At 70.2% G+C, this 16,878-nt stretch carries 18 protein-coding genes; 11 read left to right on the forward strand and 7 right to left on the reverse strand.

Annotated features, from left to right (window positions below):
* Window positions 1-27 precede the first annotated feature (27 nt).
* The 4 genes from ACWEN0_RS06900 (at window position 28) to ACWEN0_RS06915 (ending at window position 4,896) form a co-directional block, all read left to right on the forward strand.
* Window positions 28-717 carry a GGDEF domain-containing protein gene (locus ACWEN0_RS06900; RefSeq protein WP_451969590.1) on the forward strand — a complete coding sequence of 230 codons (690 nt, stop codon included), beginning with the start codon at window positions 28-30 and terminating at the stop codon, window positions 715-717.
* Window positions 718-2,027: 1,310 nt separating this feature from the next.
* Window positions 2,028-3,470, forward strand: a complete 1,443-nt coding sequence (locus tag ACWEN0_RS06905) for an LCP family protein (RefSeq protein ID WP_451969899.1) — start codon at window positions 2,028-2,030, stop codon at window positions 3,468-3,470.
* Between the two features lie 83 nt (window positions 3,471-3,553).
* Window positions 3,554-4,219 (forward strand): phosphate signaling complex protein PhoU, encoded by a 666-nt coding sequence (gene phoU, locus ACWEN0_RS06910; RefSeq protein WP_451969592.1) that lies wholly within the window; start codon window positions 3,554-3,556, stop codon window positions 4,217-4,219.
* Window positions 4,220-4,335: 116 nt separating this feature from the next.
* Window positions 4,336-4,896 carry a dihydrofolate reductase family protein gene (locus ACWEN0_RS06915; RefSeq protein ID WP_451969594.1) on the forward strand — a complete coding sequence of 187 codons (561 nt, stop codon included), beginning with the start codon at window positions 4,336-4,338 and terminating at the stop codon, window positions 4,894-4,896.
* 9 nt (window positions 4,897-4,905) lie between these two features.
* On the opposite strand, the gene ACWEN0_RS06920 is transcribed toward ACWEN0_RS06915, so the two are convergent.
* The 7 genes from ACWEN0_RS06920 to ACWEN0_RS06950 all read right to left on the reverse strand — a co-directional run bounded on the left by ACWEN0_RS06920 (window position 4,906) and on the right by ACWEN0_RS06950 (window position 11,300).
* Complete coding sequence (locus ACWEN0_RS06920; RefSeq protein WP_451969595.1) at window positions 4,906-5,310, reverse strand: Imm10 family immunity protein; 405 nt, start codon at window positions 5,308-5,310, stop codon at window positions 4,906-4,908.
* A gap of 80 nt (window positions 5,311-5,390) precedes the next feature.
* Window positions 5,391-6,167 carry a phosphate ABC transporter ATP-binding protein PstB gene (gene pstB, locus ACWEN0_RS06925; protein WP_125308653.1) on the reverse strand — a complete coding sequence of 259 codons (777 nt, stop codon included), beginning with the start codon at window positions 6,165-6,167 and terminating at the stop codon, window positions 5,391-5,393.
* A gap of 10 nt (window positions 6,168-6,177) precedes the next feature.
* Window positions 6,178-7,098 carry a phosphate ABC transporter permease PstA gene (gene pstA / locus ACWEN0_RS06930; protein ID WP_451969597.1) on the reverse strand — a complete coding sequence of 307 codons (921 nt, stop codon included), beginning with the start codon at window positions 7,096-7,098 and terminating at the stop codon, window positions 6,178-6,180.
* A 2-nt stretch (window positions 7,099-7,100) separates the two neighbouring features.
* Window positions 7,101-8,021, reverse strand: a complete 921-nt coding sequence (gene pstC / locus ACWEN0_RS06935) for a phosphate ABC transporter permease subunit PstC (protein WP_451969901.1) — start codon at window positions 8,019-8,021, stop codon at window positions 7,101-7,103.
* Window positions 8,022-8,219: 198 nt separating this feature from the next.
* On the reverse strand, window positions 8,220-9,350 hold the full coding sequence (gene pstS, locus ACWEN0_RS06940) for a phosphate ABC transporter substrate-binding protein PstS (RefSeq protein WP_451969599.1): 1,131 nt from the start codon (window positions 9,348-9,350) through the stop codon (window positions 8,220-8,222).
* Window positions 9,351-9,575: 225 nt separating this feature from the next.
* Window positions 9,576-10,481, reverse strand: a complete 906-nt coding sequence (gene mshD, locus ACWEN0_RS06945) for a mycothiol synthase (RefSeq protein WP_451969601.1) — start codon at window positions 10,479-10,481, stop codon at window positions 9,576-9,578.
* Between the two features lie 66 nt (window positions 10,482-10,547).
* Window positions 10,548-11,300 (reverse strand): winged helix-turn-helix transcriptional regulator, encoded by a 753-nt coding sequence (locus ACWEN0_RS06950; protein ID WP_451969603.1) that lies wholly within the window; start codon window positions 11,298-11,300, stop codon window positions 10,548-10,550.
* Between the two features lie 154 nt (window positions 11,301-11,454).
* Here ACWEN0_RS06950 and ACWEN0_RS06955 point away from each other — a divergent pair, with 154 nt between their 5' ends.
* From ACWEN0_RS06955 to ACWEN0_RS06985, 7 genes are all read left to right on the forward strand, one after another.
* On the forward strand, window positions 11,455-12,351 hold the full coding sequence (locus ACWEN0_RS06955) for an LmeA family phospholipid-binding protein (protein ID WP_451969605.1): 897 nt from the start codon (window positions 11,455-11,457) through the stop codon (window positions 12,349-12,351).
* Window positions 12,352-12,362: 11 nt separating this feature from the next.
* Complete coding sequence (locus ACWEN0_RS06960) at window positions 12,363-12,788, forward strand: TlpA family protein disulfide reductase (protein WP_451969607.1); 426 nt, start codon at window positions 12,363-12,365, stop codon at window positions 12,786-12,788.
* A gap of 263 nt (window positions 12,789-13,051) precedes the next feature.
* Window positions 13,052-13,483 carry a DUF4395 domain-containing protein gene (locus ACWEN0_RS06965; protein ID WP_451969609.1) on the forward strand — a complete coding sequence of 144 codons (432 nt, stop codon included), beginning with the start codon at window positions 13,052-13,054 and terminating at the stop codon, window positions 13,481-13,483.
* 28 nt (window positions 13,484-13,511) lie between these two features.
* Window positions 13,512-14,348, forward strand: coding sequence for a sulfurtransferase (locus ACWEN0_RS06970; RefSeq protein WP_451969611.1), 837 nt, complete (start codon window positions 13,512-13,514; stop codon window positions 14,346-14,348).
* Window positions 14,348-14,659: a DUF1416 domain-containing protein gene (locus tag ACWEN0_RS06975; RefSeq protein WP_451969613.1), complete on the forward strand. Its 312-nt coding sequence runs from the start codon at window positions 14,348-14,350 to the stop codon at window positions 14,657-14,659. Before ACWEN0_RS06970 ends, ACWEN0_RS06975 begins: the two co-directional genes overlap by 1 nt.
* Window positions 14,660-14,776: 117 nt before the next feature.
* A complete protein-coding gene (locus ACWEN0_RS06980; protein WP_451969615.1) occupies window positions 14,777-16,150 on the forward strand; it encodes a DHA2 family efflux MFS transporter permease subunit in 1,374 nt (457 codons plus the stop codon).
* A gap of 112 nt (window positions 16,151-16,262) precedes the next feature.
* Window positions 16,263-16,877, forward strand: coding sequence for an FABP family protein (locus ACWEN0_RS06985; RefSeq protein ID WP_451969617.1), 615 nt, complete (start codon window positions 16,263-16,265; stop codon window positions 16,875-16,877).
* The last annotated feature ends 1 nt before the right edge of the window (window position 16,878 follow it).

Genomic DNA, 16,878 nt, shown 5'->3' on the forward strand with positions numbered 1-16,878 from the left:
GACAACCAATGCGTGGTGGAGGTGGGCATGGTCGCCGAGGACGAAGGCGTGCTGCGCCCGCGCCCGCAGCCCCCGGACCTGCTCCACCTCCACGAAGCCATCGCGAGCCTGTTCGCCACCCAGGGCGACTGGCGCCGTGCCTACCAGCACCTCCGCTCCGCGCTGGACATCGCCCGCGACGGCAGCCTGCGCGACGTGCTGACGTCGAGCTACAACCGCCGCTACCTCGACGAGCGCTTGTACGGACCGTTCACCGATCGGCAGCCCGCTCAGCCGCGGCCGCCGCTGGGCATCGCGCTCGTCGATCTCGACCGCTTCAAGCGCGTCAACGACACGTACGGTCACCTCGTCGGCGACCGCGTCCTGCGCCGGGTCGCCGACCTCCTCCAGGAGGAGCTGCCACCGGACGGCTTCTGCGCGCGCTACGGCGGCGAGGAGTTCGTCCTGTGGCTGCCCGGGGTCGACGCCGGGCACGCGATCCGGATCGTCGACGCCGCCCGCCTGCGCGTCGCCCGTCACCCCTGGTCAGAACTCCAGCCGGGGCTGCGCGTCACCATCAGCGCCGGCCTGGCCCACGAGGGGCCGGACGCCCCCACGCCGCCCGAGCGCCAGCTGCGCAGCGCGGACGACCTGCTTTACGCCGCGAAACGGGCGGGCCGGAACAAAGTCGCCTATCACGACGCGCAAAGCACGCAGTTAATAACCCACTCTGAGTAACGTAAACCGCGCATTACCCCGGAAAGCTGCGGGTAGCCTTCACCCGTTTGTCGACGGCCAGCGGCCGTTCGTCGACTCAAGGTGAAGAAAATTCCGGGAGGGTGTCGTCACGAACGGGGGGTATCCGTACGATAACGAAAACCTCCGGGGGAACGATCACCTCTCGCGGGGGAAGACGGCCAAGTCACGAACCCGCCTTCGATCGCGCGAAAGGAGACCGAGTGCCGGACGAGCACGACAGCCCGGGAACCGGTCGCCGTTCGGACGGTCCCGCGCGGCCCCGCACCGGCAGACGCCGGTCGATGGAGGACCAGGGCGGGATCAGCGTCTCGGACGTCGTCGCCAAGTCCACCGGCGTCCGCCCGCTCCCGCCGCGCGACCAGCCCGGCCGCGGCGACCAGCCGGGACGCCGGGCCAGAACGGACGAACCGCCCGCCCCGCAGACCCCGCCGCGCTCACGGGCACCGCAGGGACCCGCCGACAACCCAGTACCCGCGGACGCGACCCGTCAACCGCGCCCGCCGCGTCCGCGTCAGCCGCGCCGCTCGACCGCCGCCGCCCCGCAGCCGGAGGCCCCGCTGCAGCGCCGTCCCCCGGCCGCCAACCCGGGCCCGCAGCAGACGTCGGCCGCACCGCAGCCACCCCGCAGGCCCCGCCGCGCCGCGGCCGCCCCGGACGACCCCCAGCGCCCCGCGGCGCCGGGCCCCACCGCAGCCGGCCCGGACGCGCTCGCACGGAAGCGGCCCGCCCCGGACAGCGCCACACGCGCCGACGCCCGGCAGCGTCCTGACGGCGCCGCCCACCCCGGCGAGGCCCCCGCCCGGCAGCGCCCCACCACGGACAACGTGACCGCCGCACGCCAACGCCCCACCGCCGACGGCGCCTCTCGCGGCGCCGAGGCACCAGGACGGCAACGTCCCGACGCGGCCGAGCCCGCCGGACGGCAACGTCCCGACACGGCCGCTCGCGGCGCCGAAGCACCAGCTCGGCAGCGACCCGACACCGCCGCGGCCGAGGTGCCCGCGCGGCCACGACCCGCCGCGGCCGAAGCCGGGCGGCAACGTCCCGACGCTGCCGAGCCCGCCGGACGGCAACGTCCGGACAGCGCCGCTCGTCCCACCTCGGACGGCGTGGCTGCGCAGCGCGCCTCGGAGGCTCCCGGTCGGGGCCGCTCCACGCCGGACTCGCCCATGCCGCAGCGGCCGGCGACCGCGGCCCGGCCCGACGTCGCCGCCCAGAACCGCGCCACCCCGGATGCCCCGACGCAGAAGCGCTCGCCCGTCGACGCGCCGAACCGGCGGCCGGGGGCGGTGCCGGCGCGGGCCGAGCTCGATCCGCTGACCATGACCGACGAGATGGAGGCGATCGACGAGGCGACGCAGTACCGCCGCAAGATCGACCACACCCTCGCCCGGTTCTCGGCCGCCCACGACGAGATGGAGGCCGAAGAGGCGAAGCGGCGCGAACGCCGTGAGCGTCTCTCGCCGGCTTCGCTGATCGAGAGCACGCGTACGGCGCTTCAGCGCGTCGTCACGCCTACGCCGTCGCCTGAGGAGCAGGCCGATGCCGCCGAGCAGGCGGCGCAGACCCGGCTCCAGGAGAAGAAGGCGCGCAAGGTCGAGCGTTCGGTCCGGTTCGGCCGGATCGCCGCGGCCGTCGTCGCCGGGCTCGTGTTCCTCGGCATCGGCGGCGCGTGGGGCGCCCAGACCTACTTCGACGCCAAGTTCACGCAGGTCTCCGCCCTCGACGAGAACTCGTCTGACATCCAGGACGCCGACGCGCAGGCCAACGACGAGAACTTCCTGATGGTCGGCTCCGACAGCCGCGACGGCGCGTCCGCCGAGGAAGGCGTCGGCACCGCGGACAGCACGCCCGGCGCGCGCTCGGACACCGTGATGGTCGCCCACATCCCGGCGGACCGGCAGCGGGTCGTCGTCACGTCGTTCCCGCGCGACCTCGAGATCGACCGGCCCGAGTGCCAGCGCTGGGACCCCGTGCAGAACAAGAACACCGACGAGAAGGTCCCCGAGCAGAAGATCGCGAAGCTCAACACCGCGTACGCGGTCGGCGGGCCGTCCTGCGTCACCAAGGTGATCCAGCAGCTCACCGGGCTGCGGATCAACCACTTCGTCGGCATCGACTTCAACGGCTTCAAGGAGATGGTCGACGCCGTGCACGGCGTCACCGTGCACAACGAGATCCCGATCGACGACAGCATCCTCGGCAAGGTGCTGCTGCAGACCGGCGACGTCACGATCTCCGGTGACCAGGCCCTGAACTTCGTGCGCGCCCGGCACGTCAAGGGCGACCCGACGTCGGACTACGGCCGGATCAAGCGGCAGCAGGAGTTCATCGGCGCCCTGCTGAAGAAGGTCATGTCCTCGGACGTCGTGCTCGACCCCGGCAAGCTCAGCGACTTCATCACGGCTTTCGCGAAGGCCACCTTCGGAGACAACCTCGGCGTCAAGCAGATGATGACGCTGGCGCAGTCGATGAAGGGCCTCGACCAGTCGAAGATCACGTTCCTCACCGTGCCGACGACCGGCATGGCCAACAGCCGCGGCAACGAGGTCCTCGTCCGCAGCAAGACGAAGGCCCTGTTCGACGCGCTGCGCAACAACACGCCGCTGCCGGACCCGAACGCCCCGGTCCCGGCGGGCGAGCAGGCGCCGCCGACCAGCACGTCGAAGTCGTCGGGCAAGAGCAGCACCAAGACCAGCACCACCAGCAAGAAGACGAGCACCACGGGCTGACCCGCGAGGATCGTTAGTCCGGGTTCACGTGCGGTTCACCCGGCGATGCGGTGTTTGGTCATGGTTGCCCGTAGGGTTGGGCCATGCGTGAGGCTTACCATGTCGAACTCGAACAGCTCGCCGACAACCTGGCCGCCATGTCGGTCCAGGTCGCCGACGCCATGGAGCGCGCCACGCGGGCACTGCTGGAGGTCGACCTCAGTCTCGCCGAACAGGTGATCAGCGACGACTCGAAGGTCGACGACGCCCGCGCCCAGTGCGAGGAGCAGGCGTACGCCCTGCTGGCCCTGCAGGCGCCGGTGGCCACCGACCTGCGCACCGTGCTCGCGGCGATCCACGCGGCCGAAAGCCTGGAGCGGATGGGCGATCTGGCGCTGCACGTGGCGAAGGCCGCCCGGCGCCGCCACCCCGAGCCGGTCCTGCCGGAGGCCGTGAAGCCGTACTTCGCCGAGATGGGCGAGGTCGCGGTCAAGCTGGCCCGCCAGACCGAGCAGGTCATCAAGACGAAGGACATCGAGGCGGCGAAGACGCTGGAGTCCGACGACGACCAGGTCGACGACATCCACCGCCACCTGTTCACCGTGATCATGGACCGCGAGTGGCCGCACGGCGTGGCCGCGGCGGTCGACGTCACCCTGCTCGGCCGCTTCTACGAGCGCTACGCCGACCACGCGGTGTCGGTCGCCAAGCGGATGATCTTCGTCGTCACCGGCCGGATGCCGGGCTACGGCACCGACGACGACATCTGAGCCCCGTCGAAGAAGCCCCTGACCGCCTGGTCAGGGGCTTTTTTCGCGGGGACCGATGAGTTTCGCGGCGCCGGTGTCTCTCAACGGGTGACAGCCCACCCACGAAGGAGCCGGACATGCGCAACGTCATCCTCTACGTCAACGTCACCCTCGACGGCCACCTCGCCGGCCCGGCGGGCGAGCTGGACTGGATGTCCGCCGACCCGGAGCTGAACATCGCCCTGTCCGACCGGATGCGCGCGCGGTGCGACACCATCCTGACCGGCCGGACCTTCCACCACGGCATCGAGCAGAACTTCCGCGCCCAGGCGGCGGACCCGGCGAGCCCGGCCGAACTCGTCGACTTCGCGACGTGGATGATCTCGACGCCGCAGGTGGTCTTCTCCCGCTCGCTCGGTTCGGTCGCCGCCCCGCACCGGGTCGCCGGGCCGGACCTCGCGGCCGCGGTCGCGGACCTGAAGGCCTTGCCGGGCAAGGACATGGTGCTCTTCGGCGGGGTTTCGATCGTCCAGGAGTTCGTCCGGGCCGGACTGGTGGACGAGTACTGGGTCAAGCTCTACCCGACGGCGCTCGGTGCGGGGCAACCGCTTTTCACCGACCGGCGGGCGGACCTGCGGCTCGTGGAAAGCCGGGCGTGGGCGTCCGGGATCCTGACCCTGCGCTACCTTCCGGCGTGAGCGGGCGCTTCACAGGCCGCTGAGCACCGGGTGCGCTTCCGGCCGCCCGTAGGCCAGGATCCGCGCCAGTCCCGCGCGGAACCGTTCGATCGCCACGGAATCCGCGTCGAGCACGATCTCGAGGTCGGTGTCCGCGAGGCCGAGCGGCCGGACCGCGGTCTCGGCGAACGTCACGCGCAGCACCCCGCCGTCGAGCGAGACCGCGGTGACCCCGCCGTAGCAGGTCCCCTCTTCCGCGGTCACCACGCAGTAGGTGTCCATGCCCGTGGCGATTTCCTGCTGGTCGGGTTCACCTATGCCGGAAAGGAAAACGAGGACGAACTCACCGTCCTCTTCGGACAACCCGGCGAACGCGGAACCGAGTTCGGGATCGACTGCGAAGGTCACGACCGGGGCGGTGATTCTTCGAGTCACAGTGGAATTATACCCAAAAAGAAGGCCTTTCTCGCCGGCCCCGAGCACCGGCGAGAAAGGCCTTCTCCGACAACGACAACTCAGCCGAAGCGGCCGGAAATGTAGTCCTCCGTGGCCTTCTCGTCCGGGTTGGAGAAGATCTTCTCCGTGTCGTTGAGCTCGACCAGCCGGCCCGGCTGGCCCACCCCGGCCAGGTTGAAGAAGGCCGTCTGGTCGGAGACTCGCGCCGCCTGCTGCATGTTGTGCGTGACGATGACGATCGTGTAGTCCTTCTTCAGCTCACCGATCAGGTCCTCGATCGCGAGCGTCGAGATCGGGTCGAGGGCCGAGCACGGCTCGTCCATCAGGAGCACGTCGGGCTGCACCGCGATCGCGCGGGCGATGCACAGACGCTGCTGCTGCCCGCCCGAGAGACCGCCGCCCGGCTTGTTGAGCCGGTCCTTGACCTCGTTCCACAGGTTCGCGCCGCGCAGGGCCCGCTCGGCGATGTCGTCGAGCGTCTTCTTCCCCTTGGTGCCGCCCAGCTTCAGGCCCGCGACGACGTTGTCCTTGATGGACATCGTCGGGAAAGGGTTGGGGCGCTGGAACACCATGCCGATCGTGCGGCGCACCTGCACCGGGTCGACCGACGACGCGTAGATGTCCTCGCCGTCGAGCAGCACCTGACCGTCCACCCGGGCGCCGGGGATGACCTCGTGCATCCGGTTCAGCGTCCGCAGCACCGTCGACTTGCCGCAGCCCGACGGGCCGATGAACGCGGTGACGTTGCGAGGCGGCACCGAGAGGGTGACGCCGTCCACGGCGTGGAACTTGCCGTAGTAGATGTCCACGTCCTTGACGTCGATTCGCTTGGCCATGACTGACAGCTCACTTCTTCTTCGGGGCGACAAGGCGCGCGAACACGGTGGCGAGGAGGTTGATGACGGCGATGATGAGCACCAGGGTCAGAGCCGCGCCCCAGATCCGGTCGAAGCCGACCGAGCCCGGGTCCATCGGGTTGCTGACGCGTTCGTTGTTCATCAGCAGCGGCAGCGCCGCCTGCTCGCCGTGGAAGATGTCCCAGTTCGTGTAAGCCGAGTAGCCGACCAGGACCAGCAGCGGAGCCGTCTCGCCCATGACGCGGGCGAGCGCCATCATGATGCCGCCGACGATGCCGGACAGCGCCGTCGGCAGCACGATCTTCATGATCGTCTTCCACTTCGGCACGCCGAGCGCGTACGACGCCTCGCGCAGGTCGTCCGGGACGATCCGCAGCATCTCCTCCGACGACCGGACGACCACGGGGATCATCAGCAGCACCAGGGCCAGCGACACGGCGAAACCGCTGCGCGGCAGGCCGAGCGTGGTGATCCACAGCGCGTAGATGAACAGCGCGGCCACGATGGACGGCACGCCGGAGAGGATGTCGACCATGAACGTGGTCGCCTTGGCGAGCTTGCCGCCCCGGCCGTACTCCACCAGGTAGATCGCCACCAGCATGCCGATCGGCACCGCGATGATCGCGCACACCAGGCCCTGCAGCAGGGTCCCGATGATCGCGTGCAGCACGCCGCCGCCGACCTCGTCCGAGAGGACGTCACCGAAGTCCTGGGACCACCAGTTGCTGTACGGGATGCGCTTGATGCCGTACGCGATCACCGTGTAGAGCACCCACACCAGCGGGACGACGGCGATCAGGAACGACAGCCAGACCAACGTGGTCGCCAGCCCGTTCTTGACCTTGCGGGCCATGCTGACCTGCTGGAACGCCGGCGTCGCGGCGGGGGCTTCGAGCGTCGAAGAGGTCATGCTCAGTCGCCCTTCTGGCCGATGATGGACCGCGCCGCGAAGTTCACGACGAAGGTCAGCACGAACAGGACCAGACCGGCCGCGATGTACGCGCCCGCCGAGGTCTCGTTGTTGAACTCGCTGTAGTTCGCGGCGATCTTCGAGGCGAACGTCGAACCGCCGTCGAAGAGACTCCAGTCGAAGTTGCGCCCCTGCGGGATCAGCAGGATGACGGCCAGCGCGATCGTCTCGCCGAGGGCGCGGCCGAGGCCCAGCATCGACGCGCCGACGTAGCCCGCCTTGCCGAACGGCAGCACGGTGGTGCGGATGACCTCCCACCGCGTGGCGCCGAGCGCCAGCGCGCCTTCGATGTGCGGCGTCGGCGTGCGCTCGAACACCTCGCGCGACAGCGACGTGATGATCGGCAGGATCATCACGGCCAGCACGATGCCGGCGGTGAAGATCGTGCCGCGCACGCTGGGCGCGACGTTGCCGGGCGCCAGCAGCGGGAACCACGAGAACGTGTCGTTCACCCACTGCGAGAACGGCTCGATCGCCGGGGCGAACACGAGGATGCCCCAGAGGCCGAAGATGATCGACGGCACCGCGGCGAGCAGGTCGATGACGTAGGCGAACGGCCGGGCGAGCCGGGACGGCGCGTACTGGGTCAGGAAGAGCGCGATGCCCAGCGAGATCGGCATCGCGATGACCAGCGCCACGAGCGACGTCGCCACCGTGACCTCGAGCAGGTCGAGGATGCCGAACGCCATGTTCGCCGGGTCGTTGGTCGACCAGCCGTGGTTGGTGAGGAAGTTGACCTTGTCGGCCTTCAGCGCCGGGATCGCCTGGATGAGCAGGAAGAGCCCGATCAGGCCGATCAGGGCGACGACGAAGATCCCGGCCCCGGTGGTCAGGTTCTGGAAGATGCGGTCACCGGGCCGCACCTTCTTCGGTTTCTCGCTCGCGGGCGGCTCTTTCGCCGCCGGCGGCGCTGGCTGCTCCGAAATCGGGACCTCCGGGGGCGTGGTGGCCGACGACGAACGCCCACCGGGGTCGCCGGTGGGCGTTCGCGTCGAGGATGACTCGCTCATCGACAGTTCTGTCCAGCCTGTCTCAACTCGATGAAGTGTCGCAAGACCGGGTCAGGAGATCGCCTTGACGGAGTCCAGGACCTTGGTCTGCAGCGACTGCGGGATCGGCACATAACCCTTGGCGGACAGCGGCTGCTGACCGTCGGTGGCGGCCACCGTCAGGAACGCCTTGACGGCCTTCGAGACGTCCGGGTTCGCGTACTTCGAGCAGACGATCTCGTAGGTCGTCAGCAGCAGCGGGTAGGCACCCGGGGTGTTGCTGGCGTAGATGCCGTTGAGGTCGAGCGCGAGGTCCTTCGAGCCCTCCTTCAGGAACTTGGCCGAGTCGAGCGACTTCGCCACGTTCGCCGCGTTGAGCTCGACGCCGCCGGAGCCGCTGTCGATCAGCGCCGGGGTCAGGCCGTCCTTGGCGAACGCGCCCTCGACGTAGGTGATGCCGCCGTCGGAGGCCTTCACTGCGGTCGCGACACCGTTGGAGCCCTGCGCACCGTTGCCGACGCCACCGTTGAACTTCTTGCCGGCACCCTTGGTCCAGTCGGCCTTCGCCGCCGCGCCCAGGTACTTCTGGAAGTTGTCGGTGGTGCCCGACTCGTCGGAGCGGGAGACGACCTGGATGGCCTTGTCCGGCAGGTTCAGGCTCTCGTTGCCCTTGACCGCCTTGATGGCCGGGTCGTTCCACTTGGTGATGCCACCGCTGAAGATCTTGGCGATGACCGACGGGGTCAGCGTCAGCTTGTCGACCCCGGAGAGCTTGTAGGCGACGGCCACCGGGCCGACGACCATCGGGATGTTCCAGGCGTCGCTCGCGCAGCGCTTGTTGGCCGCTTCGAGGTCCGCGCCGGTGATCGGCGAGTCGGACCCGCCGAAGTCGATCTGGTTGGCGTTGAACTGCTTGACGCCCGCACCCGAGCCACTCGGGTTGTAGTTGACCTGCTGGCCCGAGCACTTCTTGCCGTACTGCTGCGTGAAGATGTCGATGGCGTTCTTCTGGGCCGAGGAACCTTCGGCGGACAGCGGGCTCTTGCCACCGCACTGGACGTCCGCGGTACCGGTCGCAGCAGGCGCCGAAGCCGAGTTCGAGCTGCTGCTGTTGGACGCCGCGGGGTCGGAACCACAGGCGGCGAGCACGAGGGCGGCGCTCGCGACGATGCCCACCGCGCTCAGGGGCCGCATGATCTTCACTGCTGTTTCCTCCATCAGGAGCTTGACCGGGTCGCCGCGGCGTGCTGCCGCGCCGGATCCGGACATTAGGCAGCGCCGGTGGACGGGTGGCCCTCTCCAGATGAACGAGAAGTGAACAAGGCCCCGGATGTGAGCAGTGCTACTAAGCCGAAAGTGGGCCGTGTCCCGGCCGTGACCTGCGCATTCGCGCACGGTGACGAACCGTTCGCACGGCGTTGATCGTTGTCACCGACCGTATTGGACGTCGGTTTCGTGACGCGTGAACCCGAGCTTGGTGTAGACCGCCAGCGCCGGGGCGTTGTCGCCCTCGACGTACAGGATGATCTGCCTGAGCCCCTCGCTCGCGAGGTACCGCAGCCCGGCCAGCGTCAGCGCCCGGCCGAGCCCGCCGCCCTGCGCCGCGGGGTCGACGCCGACGACGTAGACCTCGCCGACCCGCTCGCCGTCGAAGCGGCCCAGCGCCGGCTCGTGGACCTTCGTCCAGTGGAAGCCGATGACCGTGCCGTTCTCTTCGGCGAGGAAGAAACCGGCCGGGTCGAACCACGGCCGGGCCTCGTCGGCGCGGATGTCGTCGGCGGTCAGCGCGCCCTGTTCGGGGTGCCAGTCGAAGGCCCGGGCGTTGACCCGGACGACGGCGTCCTCGTCCTGCCCCGGCACGAACGTCCGCAGCGAGACGCCTTCGCGCAGCCGCGGCTCCGGCCAGTCCGCGCCCTTGACGTCGGTGTGCAGGATCAGCAGCTCGCGCTTGCGCTCGAGTCCCGCGCGCAGGGCCAGCTGCCGCGCCGCGGGGTGGTCGCCGTGCGCCCAGATCCGGAACCCGACCGCGGCCCGCTCGTCGACGGCCTGGAGCAGCTTCGCGCCGTAGCCGCGGTTGCGGTGGGTGGGGTGGACGAACAGCTCGGCGACCTGGTGGCCGAACGAGTCGCCGGTGGTGTCGAGGTGCGCGTAGCCGACGACCTCGCCCTCGACGCAGGCGACGAGGTGCTCACCGCCGTCGAACTCGCCGGGCAGCGGGCCCTCGGGTTCGACCTCGGGCCGCCCGTCGGCTTCGCGCACGGCCAGCAGCAGCCCGCGCACGTCCTCGAGCTGCTTGTCGTTCAGTTCCTGGCGCCACTCCCCGTCTCCGCTCACCCTGCGACCGTACCCGCGCGCGAGGCAACTCGAACGGTGTCGGGGCGTCCTGGGAGTGTGACGGCGTCAGCGCGCGAGTTCGGGCGTCTCGGCCGGGGCTTCGACCGGAGCCTGAGCCGGGGCCTGGCGGGGCGCGCCGCCCTTCGCGGGCCGCTCGAACTTGTAGCCGACGTTGCGCACGGTGCCGATCATCTGCTCGTGCTCCGGGCCGAGCTTGGCGCGCAGCCGCCGGACGTGGACGTCGACCGTGCGCGTGCCCCCGAAGAAGTCGTAGCCCCAGACCTCCTGCAGCAGCTGGGCGCGGGTGAACACCCGGCCGGCGTGCTGGGCGAGGTACTTGAGCAGCTCGAACTCCTTGTAGGTGAGCTCGAGGGTGCGCTTGCGCAGCCGCGCGGTGTAGGTCGCCTCGTCGATGACGAGCTCGCCGACCCGCAGCTCGGCGTCGACCTGCGCGGACCCGCCGTCGCGGGTGGTGACCAGCCGCAGCCGGGCGTCGACCTCGGCCGGGCCCGCGGTGGGCAGCAGGATGTCGTCGGTGCGCCACTCGGCGCTGACCGCCACCAGCCCGCCCTCGCCGACGACGGCGATGATCGGGGTGGCCGCCTCGTCCTCGCCGGCGCCCTTGAGCAGGCGGCAGAGGCTCTTCGCCGAGGCCAGGTCGCTGCGCGCGTCGAGGAGGATCACGTCCCGGTGGCCCGCGTCGAGCAGGGCCGTCACCTCGGGAGGCCGGACGCGTACGGTGTGCGGCAGCAGGTCCAGCGCGGGCAGCACCGACGTGGCATCGGCCTCTGCGGTCAGTACCAGAAGGTCCAGGCTCATCAGCCGCACCGCCTTCTCAAAGTCGTCGCCTCACGGTGGCGTTAGTCGGTGCTAAGTGAGAATAGCGGCTGAACGGCCGGGCACCTAACCCTTGCTGGATCGATCACACCTGGAGAAAGCCCCGGTGTCCCCGACGAACAGGAGTACGGACGCGATGGTGAGCAGGCCCGTGACCCGGGACGACCGACCCGCACCGAGGCCGGACGCGCGGCGCCGCGGACGCCGGGCACGGCGCTGGGTGATCGCCCTCGTCGTGCTGGTGCTGCTGCTGGTCGGCGCCGATTTCGGGGCCGCCGCGTACGCCGAGCACACGATCTCCCAGAAGGCCCGCACGCAGCTCCAGCTGACCGACGACCCGTCGGTCACCATCCACGGCTTCCCGTTCCTCACGCAGGCGCTGGGCGGTGACTACAGTCACATCAGCGTGTCGGCTTCCGGCGTGCCGGTCGGCGACAAGCTCCAGGACGTCGCGCTCAACGCCGAGCTCGAGGACGTCAACGCCCCGCTGTCGGACCTCACGAACGGCAACACCAAGGCGATCACCATCGGCAAGCTGACCGGCTCGGTCACCATCAAGGCCGCCGACCTGGCGCGCGTCTCGCCGCTGGACAAGATCAAGGACCTGCGGATCGACCCGGCGAGCACGGACTACGTCCAGAACGGCGACAGCGGGCAGAGCGAGCCGACGCCGACCACGACGACCACCGAGGGCCAGGCCGACCAGGACGAGTCGAGCACGGGTGTCCGCATTTCGGGACACCTCAAGTTCGCGGGCAAGGATCTGGAAATCTTCTGCTTCGCGATGATCGAGGCGGACGCGAAGAACGGGGCGATCAACTTCATCCCGAAGCGGCTGCAGTTCGGGAATGACCAGGAGACCACGGTCGTTCCCCAAGCAGTGCAGAAGGCGCTAATGCCGAACTTCAACGCGTCGATCAACACGAAGGACCTGCCGCTGTCGGTCACCCCGACCGGCGTGCGGGTGCAGAGCGGATCGGTGACGATCAAGGGTGAAGCGACCAACGTGTCCTTCGCGGAGCTGAGCAAGTAGGGAGGCGGCCGGTGACGGGGCTGTGGGTGCTCGTGGCGGTGCTGGTCGTGGCTTCGGCCGTGGGCCTGGTGCTGCGGGCGCGCAACGGTCGCGTGCGGGACGCCAAGCCCGTGCGTGAGCTGCCCGGCCCCGTCACCGACGTCCTCGACCCGGCGTCCGCCGTGACGCTGGTCCAGATCTCCACCACCTTCTGCGCGCCGTGCCGGCACGCGAAGGCCGTGCTCGCGCCGCTGGCCGAGCGCACCGACGGCCTGCACCACGTCGAGCTCGACGTGACGAACCAGCCGGAGGTCGCGCAGTCGCTGGCCGTGCTGCGCACGCCGACCACGATCGCGCTGACCCCGGACGGCCGGGAGCTCCTGCGCGTCGGCGGCGTCCCCAAGGGCCCCGAGCTGCTGGACGCCCTGCGGCCGCATCTCACGACTCGGACGCGCTGACCAGGCTTTGTCCCGGATAGCGGGAATCGTCCCAAGGTATGAACGTGGTTCCCACTCTGAGGGAGCTCTGGGTACCCTCGCACCCGTGACCGGGCTGACCACCTTCTTGACGCAGCGACGCGCAGTCGACCTCTGCCGCGTCCGCAGCAGCCTGTGTCGCGTTCAGCCCGACCGGCGCTGAAGCACGTCCGGTCCCCAGCCAGCCCTGTTGCCGCTGACGCGTGCCGTTCGCACGCACCCCCTCTGCTCCAGCTGGAGGAACCATGCCCGCCGGACCGGCCGTCGACCCGCGAGGCCCGCGGTTCGCCGCCATCCTGACCACGATCGTGCTCGCGGTCGTGCTGGTCACCCAGTGGTGGCCGCTGCTGGCCGCCCAGACCGTCGTGTTCGCCATCGGCGCCTTCGTCGGGCTCAAGCCGGCGCCGTACTCGATCGTCTACCGCGCGCTCGTGGCCCCGCGCCTCGGCCCGACGTCCGAGCGTGAGGACGCGGCCCCGCTGCGGTTCGCCCAGGCCGTCGGGTTCGTGTTCGCGCTCGTCGGCACGATCGGGTTCGCCGCGGGGATCACCCCGCTCGGCATCGTCGCGACGGCGTTCGCGCTGTTCGCGGCCTTCCTCAACGCGGCCTTCGACTTCTGCCTGGGCTGCGAAATGTTCTTGCTCATCAAACGCTTCACCCCCGCCCGCGCGTCCTGAAGTTCAACCAGAAAGAGAGTTCTGTCCCATGAGCCGTGAAGACGTCCTGGTCACCACCCAGTGGGCCGAGGAGAACCTGGACACCCCCGGCGTCGTGTTCGCCGAGGTCGACGAGGACACCACCGCCTACGACGGAGGCCACATCCGGGGCGCGGTGAAGTTCGACTGGCGCAAGGACCTGCAGGACGGGGTGCGCCGCGACTTCGTCTCCAAGGAGGGCTTCGAGAAGCTCCTGTCGGAGAAGGGCATCTCGAACGACGACCGCGTGATCCTCTACGGCGGCAACAACAACTGGTTCGCCGCCTACGCGTACTGGTACTTCAAGCTGTACGGCCACGAGAACGTCCAGCTGCTCGACGGCGGGCGCAAGAAGTGGGAGCTCGACGGCCGCGAGCTGAACTCCGACGAGGTCAAGCGCGACCGCACCGACTACAAGGCCAAGGACCAGGACCTGTCGCTGCGCGCGTTCCGCGACGAGGTCGTCCAGTCCATCGGCTCGAAGAACTTCGTCGACGTGCGGTCCCCCGACGAGTTCTCCGGCAAGCTGCTCGCCCCGGCGCACCTGCCGCAGGAGCAGTCCCAGGTGCCCGGCCACATCCCCGGCGCGCTGAACGTGCCGTGGGCGAAGGTCGCCAACGAGGACGGCACCTTCAAGACCGAGGCCGAGATCGACGAGCTCTACAAGGAGCAGGGCATCGACCCGGCCAAGGGCACCATCGCCTACTGCCGCATCGGTGAGCGCTCCTCGATCGCGTGGTTCGCGCTGCACGAGCTGCTGGGCCACGAGGACGTGAAGAACTACGACGGTTCGTGGACGGAATACGGCTCGCTGGTCGGCGTGCCGGTCGAGTTGGGAGCCAAGTGATGGCGGTTGACGACAGCTGCGGCGCACCGGTCCAGGAGGCCACGCCGGCGGACTACGACACCAAGGGCCAGGTCGTGCTGGCCGGCAAGGTGACCGGCGCGAACGGGCCGGTCGGCGGCGCGTTCGTCCGGCTCCTGGACGGCGGCGGCGACTTCACCGGCGAGGTGGTCTCCTCGGCCGACGGCGACTTCCGCTTCTACGCGGCACCGGGCGACTGGACGGTGCGCGCGCTGCACCGCACGGGCAACGGCGAAGCCTCCGTCACGGCGGAGGGCCCGGGCCTGCACCAGCTGGCGATCTCGGTCGGCTGAGCGACGTGGTCCGTGAAGGCCACATCGAGGGACTCGGAGTCCCTCGATGTGGCCTTCACTGCTTTTCGACACCCGGGGAGTTGACCTCGACCCGCCTCGGGGCCGCACCATGATTAGGTGACCCTAACTTCTCCGGTGACCCGGCGGACCGGACTGCTGGCGGCCGTGTTCCTGGGCAGCTTCATGGCCCTGCTCGACGTCAGCGTCGTGAGCGTGGCGCTGCCGACCATGCAGCGCACGCTCGGCACGAGCTTCAGCGGCCTGCAGTGGATCGTCGACGGCTACACCGTCGCGCTCACCGCCGTGATCCTCTCCGGCGGCACGCTCGGCGACCGGTACGGCCGCAAGCTCGTCTACCTGTCCGGCCTCACGGTGTTCACGGTCGCGTCGGTCGGCTGCGCGCTGGCCCCGACGCTCGAATGGCTGGTCGCGGCCCGGGTGGTGCAGGGTTTCGCGGCCTCCGCCGTGATCCCCGGCTCGGTGGCGCTGCTCGCGCACGCGTTCCCCGAGCCGGCCGCGCGGGCGCGCGTGATGGGGCTCTGGGGCACGGTCGCGGGCTGCGCGCTGGTGCTCGGACCGCTGATCGGCGGCCCGCTGACCGACGCCTTCGGCTGGCCCGCGATCTTTTTGGTCAACGTGCCGATCGGGCTCGTCGCGGTGGTCACGGGCCGCCGCGGGATCGCGGAGTCCCGCGACCCGGCGCACGGTGCGCTCGACCTGACCGGCCAGGTGCTCGGCGCCCTGTGGATCGGCCTGCTGACGTTCGCCGTGATCGAAGCCGGCCGCCTCGGCCCGAGCCCGTCCGTGCTGGTCACCGGCGTACTCGGGCTCGCCGCGCTGGCCGCGTTCATCGTGGTCGAACTGCGCGTCGAGCACCCGATGCTGCCGGTGCGCCTGTTCGCCCGCACGCGGTTCTCGGTCGCCATCTTCGCCGCGTGGAGCCTCGGGTTCGCGGCCTACCCGGCCGTGTTCCTGATCGGCGTCTACCTGCAGCAGGCCCGCGGCGCGACAGCGACCGAGGCGGGCGTCCAGATGCTGCCGTACGTGCTGGCGAACGTCGTCGCGGCGTTCACCGCCGGCCGGCTCTCGGCGCGCTACGGCGCGGAACGGCTGCTGCCGGTCAGCTACTTCGTCGCGGCCGTCGGCTCCTTCGCGTTCCTCGCGCTCGGCGCGGACAGCCCGTACTGGCTGGTGGCGATCGCGTTCGCCCTGGCCGGCGCCGGGGTCGGGCTGTCGGTGACGCCGTCCAACATCGTCGGGCTGGCCGGGCTGCCGGGCCACCGCAGCGGGATCGCGTCGGCGACGGTCAACGCCGCGCGCCAGACCGGGACCGCGCTCGGCGTCGCCGCCCTCGGCGCACTGGTGGCGGGCGGCTCGACGCTGCCGGGCGGGCTGCACCTGGCCATGGGCGTGGCCGGGGTGGTGCTGCTCGCGGTGACCGTGCTCACCGCGGCGACCCTGCGCCGGGCCGGGTGCGGGGCGGCGGACTAAGCTGCCAGCCGTGGAAGCCTTGTTTACGACCCTCCTGGTGCTGGCGGGCGTCGCGATCACCTGGTTCGCCGTGTACGTCGTCTACCGGCTGTACGCCGACCAGCGCTGACGCATGACGGCCAGCGGCGACGACGCCATCGCGGCAGCGGACATGCGCGCCGGAAGCACGCGGACGCGCAACCTCCCGCTGTGGGACGACCTGCCCATCCCCAACGACACCGCGAACCTGCGCGAAGGGCCGAACCTCAACGACGCCTGCCTCGCGCTGCTGCCGCTCGTCGGCGTCTGGCGCGGTGAGGGCGAGGTCGACTACCCGACCATCGACGGCCCGTACAAGTTCGCGCAGCAGCTCACGATCGCCCACGACGGCCGCCCGTTCCTCATCCACGAGTCCCGCTCGTGGCTGCTGGACGAGGACGGCAACGTCATCCGCCCCGCCGCCCGCGAGTCCGGGTTCTGGCGGCCGCAGGAGGACGACACGATCGAGCTGCTGCTCACGCACAACACCGGCATCGTCGAGCTGTACTACGGCAAGCCGCGCAACCAGACGTCCTGGGAGCTCGGCACCGACGCGCTGATCCGGACCTCCACCGCGAAGGACGTAACCGCGGCCCAGCGGCTGTACGGCCTGGTCGAAGGCTCCCTCGGCTACGTCGAGGAGCGCGCGATGGTGGGCCAGGAGATGCAGCCGCACTCTTCGGCCCTGCTGCGCCGCGTCGTCGGCTGAC

The organism is Amycolatopsis sp. NPDC004378 (genome assembly GCF_053602455.1).

Bases quoted from the DNA above. Each gene is read 5' to 3' on its own strand.
- pstB (WP_125308653.1), bottom strand. From the start codon at position 6,167: ATGGCCAAGCGAATCGACGTCAAGGACGTGGACATCTACTACGGCAAG.
- ACWEN0_RS06950 (WP_451969603.1), bottom strand. From the start codon at position 11,300: ATGAGCCTGGACCTTCTGGTACTGACCGCAGAGGCCGATGCCACGTCG.
- ACWEN0_RS06970 (WP_451969611.1), top strand. From the start codon at position 13,512: ATGAGCCGTGAAGACGTCCTGGTCACCACCCAGTGGGCCGAGGAGAAC.
- ACWEN0_RS06955 (WP_451969605.1), top strand. From the start codon at position 11,455: ATGGTGAGCAGGCCCGTGACCCGGGACGACCGACCCGCACCGAGGCCG.
- ACWEN0_RS06915 (WP_451969594.1), top strand. From the start codon at position 4,336: ATGCGCAACGTCATCCTCTACGTCAACGTCACCCTCGACGGCCACCTC.
- ACWEN0_RS06985 (WP_451969617.1), top strand. From the start codon at position 16,263: ATGACGGCCAGCGGCGACGACGCCATCGCGGCAGCGGACATGCGCGCC.
- ACWEN0_RS06900 (WP_451969590.1), top strand. From the start codon at position 28: ATGGTCGCCGAGGACGAAGGCGTGCTGCGCCCGCGCCCGCAGCCCCCG.
- pstA (WP_451969597.1), bottom strand. From the start codon at position 7,098: ATGACCTCTTCGACGCTCGAAGCCCCCGCCGCGACGCCGGCGTTCCAG.
- phoU (WP_451969592.1), top strand. From the start codon at position 3,554: ATGCGTGAGGCTTACCATGTCGAACTCGAACAGCTCGCCGACAACCTG.
- ACWEN0_RS06975 (WP_451969613.1), top strand. From the start codon at position 14,348: ATGGCGGTTGACGACAGCTGCGGCGCACCGGTCCAGGAGGCCACGCCG.
- ACWEN0_RS06965 (WP_451969609.1), top strand. From the start codon at position 13,052: ATGCCCGCCGGACCGGCCGTCGACCCGCGAGGCCCGCGGTTCGCCGCC.